1 pseudogene is annotated in these 554 nt (G+C 50.2%); it reads right to left on the reverse strand.

The annotated features are described in order from the left end of the window. A pseudogene (gene katB, locus HT737_RS30515) lies at positions 1 to 554 on the reverse strand (catalase KatB); the annotation flags it as partial.

The raw sequence follows: 554 nt of genomic DNA on the forward strand, positions 1-554 counted from the left end.
CTGCAACAAAACGATCTTCCGAAGGTTCGATACCCGGCACAACATTGGCCGGGGCCATCGCAACTTGTTCGGTTTCCTGGAACACGTTGGCCGGATTACGGTTCAACACCATTTGTCCAACTTTTCGCTCAGGAACATTTGGCCAGATCTTGGTAGCGTCCAATGGATCGAAATCAAACTTGGACAAATCTTGCGGATTTAGCACTTGGATGTACAAGTCCCATTTCGGGAAATCACCTTTGTTGATATGGCTGACCAGATCATTAGTCATATGACTGTAATCCTTGCCCTGAACTTTCTCGACTTGTTCAGGTGTCAGGTTTTTGATGCCCTGCAAACTTTTCCAGTGAAACTTCACGTAGTGCACTTCGCCCTTGGCGTTCACCAACTTGTAGGCATGCACGCCATTACCGTCCATCTCGCGATAACTGGCCGGAGTACCCGAATTGGAATACAACTCGGTCAGCGTGCGGGTCGCTTCCGGCACGTGGGAGAAGAAGTCGAAACGACGCGAGTCATCGTCCAGGTTGGTACGTGGATCGGGTTTGAAGGCA

This window comes from Pseudomonas sp. MD195_PC81_125 (assembly GCF_014060985.1).
In the GTDB taxonomy this organism is placed as follows: domain Bacteria; phylum Pseudomonadota; class Gammaproteobacteria; order Pseudomonadales; family Pseudomonadaceae; genus Aquipseudomonas; species Aquipseudomonas parakoreensis.